Origin of the sequence: Mesorhizobium sp. M2A.F.Ca.ET.042.01.1.1 (assembly GCF_003997405.1) — a bacterium.
GTDB lineage: Bacteria > Pseudomonadota > Alphaproteobacteria > Rhizobiales > Rhizobiaceae > Mesorhizobium.
The window spans coordinates 1-3,926 of record NZ_RZRX01000390.1 but is presented as its reverse complement, the minus strand read 5'-3'; the positions used below and the strand labels follow the sequence as shown (position 1 = coordinate 3,926).

General features: G+C 65.4%; 3 protein-coding genes and 1 pseudogene. 1 reads left to right on the top strand and 3 read right to left on the bottom strand.

Annotated features, from left to right (window positions below; genetic code table 11):
- Window positions 1-85: pseudogene (locus EOA23_RS36745) on the top strand (EEP domain-containing protein); the annotation flags it as partial.
- Window positions 86-94: 9 nt separating this feature from the next.
- On the opposite strand, the gene EOA23_RS32385 reads toward EOA23_RS36745, so the two are convergent.
- The 3 genes from EOA23_RS32385 to EOA23_RS32375 are packed head-to-tail and all read right to left on the bottom strand — an operon-like array spanning window position 95 to window position 3,883.
- Window positions 95-2,086, bottom strand: coding sequence for a glycoside hydrolase family 127 protein (locus EOA23_RS32385; protein WP_127307068.1), 1,992 nt, complete (start codon window positions 2,084-2,086; stop codon window positions 95-97).
- Window positions 2,087-2,105: 19 nt separating this feature from the next.
- Window positions 2,106-2,963 carry a carbohydrate ABC transporter permease gene (locus tag EOA23_RS32380; protein ID WP_127307067.1) on the bottom strand — a complete coding sequence of 286 codons (858 nt, stop codon included), beginning with the start codon at window positions 2,961-2,963 and terminating at the stop codon, window positions 2,106-2,108.
- Window positions 2,963-3,883: a sugar ABC transporter permease gene (locus EOA23_RS32375; RefSeq protein ID WP_127307066.1), complete on the bottom strand. Its 921-nt coding sequence runs from the start codon at window positions 3,881-3,883 to the stop codon at window positions 2,963-2,965. Before EOA23_RS32375 ends, EOA23_RS32380 begins: the two co-directional genes overlap by 1 nt.
- Window positions 3,884-3,926 lie beyond the last annotated feature (43 nt).

Here is a 3,926-nt window from a genome sequence, read left to right as displayed (position 1 = left end):
GGTTTCAGGCGTCGAGGCGCATGACACGCCGCTGTCGCGCGTCGCCTCCGACCATCTGCCGCTGACGGCTTTCGTGCATCTGTAGATTGCCGCCCTACCCTTCCCTCAGCCAGACCAGCATCTCGCCGGGCTCACGATTGTCCCAGGCGAAATAGGGAATTGCCATGAGCTTCGTCGTCTCGGTCGCCGGCGGCTCGGGGCGGTAGAGATCGGCGCCCCAGTTTTCCGTCTCGGCCCTGCTGCCGATGGCCGAAAGGGTAACGACGCCGCCGAGCAGGTTCGGCTCCTTGTGGGCCTCGAGCCTTGCCTCGCGCGGCAGGGCGATGCGGTGCAGCCCACCGCCATTATCGGTTTCCTCGACGCAATAGACCAGCGGGCCGCGCGCCAGCGCCACGCGACCGATGTCCTGGCGCACATTCGGGTTGGCGAAGAGGCGCGCCATCGACATTTCGAGGTCGAGCTCGACCGTGTCGCCCTCGCGCCATTCGCGGCGGATCGCGGCATAGCCGTCGACCGTCGCCGCCTCGAGATCGACCAGCTTCCCGTTTATCCGAAGCGCCGCCTTGCGGCACCAGGCTGGCACGCGCAGGTGAAGCGTGAACGCAACCGGCGCATCCGGCCCGACCTCGATCGCGACGGCGCCGTCCCAGGGATAGTTGCTGGTCTGGACCAGGGTAACCTGGCGGCCGGCGATCTCGAAGCGGGCGGTCGAGTCGCCATAGAGATGGACGGCCAGCGCGTCGTCGGCGAGGCCGTAGAAATAGCTGCCGATCGAGGCCACCATGCGGCCGATATTGGGCGGGCAGCAGGGGCAGCGGTGCCATTTCCAACGGTGATGGCCACCCCGGCTCTCCAGCGGGTTCTCGTAGAAGAACAGCGAGCCGTCGAGCGACAGGCCGGAGATCGAGCCGTTGTACAAGGCCCGCTCCATCATGTCGGCGTAGCGGGCGTTCGGGCCCATGCCGAGCATGCGGCTTGCCCAGAACACCAGGCCGACCGAGGCGCAGGTCTCGGCATAGGCTGTCTCGTTGGGCAGGTCGTAGTCGCTGGTGAAGCCCTCATTGTGCGCCGACGGCCCGAGGCCGCCGGTGACGTAGAGGCTCTTGGTCATCAGATCGTCCCACAGCCGGTCGAGTGCCACGCGCAGCGTGTCGTCGCCATATTCGGTCGCGATATCGGCCATGCCTGAATAGAGATACATGGCGCGGACGGCGTGGCCGACGACCTTGTCCTGGTCGCGCACCGGCTTGTGCGACTGGTTATATTCGTAGGTCTTGAAGTGATAGGCCTTCGGATCGGCGCCGCGGGCGCGCGCCTCCTCGTCGAAATAATGCGGCTGCTGCCCGCGTTGGTCGATGAAATATTTGGCGAGCTCCATGTATTTCTTCTCGCCCGTCGCCCGCGCCAGCTTGACCAACGCCAGCTCGATCTCCTCATGGCCGCAATAGCCCTTCTTCTTGCCGGGCTCCGGGCCGAACATCGAGGCGATGTGGTCGGCGTAGCGGCACATGATGTCGAGCAGCTTGCGCTTTCCCGTCGCCTGGAAGTAGGCGACCGCGCCCTCGATCAGATGGCCGGCGCAGTAGAGCTCGTGGCAGTCGCGCAGATTGGTCCAGCGCAGGCCGGGCTGGATGCGCTGATACCAGCTGGAGAGGTAGCCGTCCTCCTGCTGCAGTTTTCCGTATATGTCGATGACGGCGTCGATCTTCTGCTCCAGCTCCGGGTTGCGGCGGCGGTAGAGCGAATAGGCGGCGGTCTCGATGGTCTTGCCCCAGTCGGAATCCCAGAACATCTGCGTCGTCACCGTCGAGCCGGTGAACTCGGCGCCCTGCCCCTCGGCCTCGTCGGGCGACGGCGAATGGAACGGGATGACGACGCCTGGCGAGGGCCGGTCCGGATCGATCTGCTCCAGCATGCGCGCTTCGACGCAGCGGTCATAGAGGATGCCGGCCGTCCTGGCGGCGACCGCGTCGACGCGGTCGCCCCAGAAGCCGCGGACATCGACCTGCGGCACGGGAAGCGGCCGGAAGGCGAGCTTCGGCCTGGCGGAGGTGCCAGTCTGCGCGGCGGGCTGCGATGCGGTCATGAGGGTCACTCCATTCGAATTACTTGACGGCCCCGGCCATCAGGCCGCGGATGTAGAAGCGCTGCAGCGCCAGGAACAGGATCAGGCAAGGCACCATCATCACCGTGACGCCGGCCTGCACGGCGCCCCAGTCGATGGCGCCGAAGCGGCCGGACTGAAGCGCGGTCATCATCACCGGCAGGGTGAATTTGGACTGGTCGGTCATCAACACCAGTGCTGCCAGGAACTCGTTCCAGGCGCCGAGGAAGGCGAACAGCGCGATGGTGACGACGCCCGGCCAGACCAAAGGCAGCATCACCTTGACGAGCATGGTGACGTTGTTGGCGCCATCCATGCGCGCCGCCTCCTCGATCTCGCGCGGCACGGCGTCGAAGGCGTTGCGCATCATGAAGATCGAGAAGGGCAGCTGCAGCGTGACATAGACGCAGACCAGCCCGGTCAGCGTGTTGTGCAGGCCGAGCCTGGTCAGCACCAGGAAGATCGGCGTCAGGATCGACTGGAACGGGATCATGATCGTCGACAGAATGAGGACGAAGAAGAAATCCCGGAACGGAAAGCGGAAGCGCGAGAAGCCGTAGCCGGCAAGCACGCTGACCAGCACCGAGAGCAGAACCGTCATCACCGAGACATAGATGCTGTTCTGCGCCGAGGCCCAGAGCCCATCGCCGAAGGCGTTCAGCGTCTCGTAGTTCTCGACCGAGAAGCCGGTGGTCGGCCAGGGCGGCAGCGGCGGCTGGCGCGCTTCCTGCGCCGGCTTGAAGGTAGACAGCACCGTCCAGACGATCGGCGCCAGGAACAGCACCGAGGCGATGATGCCGGTCGAATGCCTGGCGAGGCTGAAGGCGGCCTTGCGGCTCTGCGACATCGCCTCGGCCATCAGTCCAGCCCCTCGGGCTTGCGCAGCAGCCAGAGCTGGATGAGGCTGAGCGCCACCAGGATGGCCAAGAGCACCATGGAGAGTGCCGCGCCATAGCCGAGCTTGAACGAGACGAAGGACTGGTTGAAGATCCAGTAGACCGCCGTCAGCGTCTGGTTGCGCGGGCCGCCGCGCAGGATGATGTAGAACTGGTCGAAGGCTAAGATCGAGCCCGCCACCGACAGGATCAGCGCCAGCGCCAGCGTGCGGCGCATCAGCGGCAGGGTGATCGCCCTGAACCTTGCGAACGACCCTGCCCCGTCGATGACGGCGGCCTCCTGCAGATCCTGCGGGATCGACTGCAGGCCGGTCATCAGGATGATCATGGTGAAGCCGGCGACCTTCCAGACCACCATTGCGATGATCGACCAGAAGGCCGGCTGGAAGGTGGCGAGCAGATTGACCTTCTTTTCGGTCAGGCCGAGGTCGTAGGCGGCCGGGCTGAACAGGCCGGAATCGACGTTGAGCAGCCACGACCAGAGCAGGCTCGCCGAAGCGAAGCCGACAACCGCCGGCATGAAGAAGGCGGTGCGGTAGAGATTGGTGAGCGGGCGCGGCTTTTCGATGAAGATCGCCAGCGGGAAGGCGACGGCGAAGATCGCGATGGTGACGATCACCGTGTAGTAGAAGGTGAATTTCAGCGCGTTCCAGAAGCGCGTGTCGCGCAGGATCGCGACATAATTGTCGAAGCCGATGAAGGCATGCTCGCCCATCAGCGGCCAGTTGTTGAGCGACATCCAGGCCGTCATGCCGAGCGGGATGACGAAGAAGACGGTGACGAAAGCGACGGCCGGCAGGACGTAGAGCAGGCCCACCCACTGCCGCAGGCTGGCGCTGGCGCGTGAGCGGGCGGGGGCGGAGGTGGCGGCGATGGAAGCCATTTCGTTCTCATCCGTTGGGCGCGGCGTCCCCCTCCCCCTTGAG

Coding starts and splice junctions, on each gene's coding strand:
- EOA23_RS32385 (WP_127307068.1), bottom strand. CDS start 2,086: ATGACCGCATCGCAGCCCGCCGCGCAGACTGGCACCTCCGCCAGGCCG.
- EOA23_RS32380 (WP_127307067.1), bottom strand. CDS start 2,963: ATGGCCGAGGCGATGTCGCAGAGCCGCAAGGCCGCCTTCAGCCTCGCC.
- EOA23_RS32375 (WP_127307066.1), bottom strand. CDS start 3,883: ATGGCTTCCATCGCCGCCACCTCCGCCCCCGCCCGCTCACGCGCCAGC.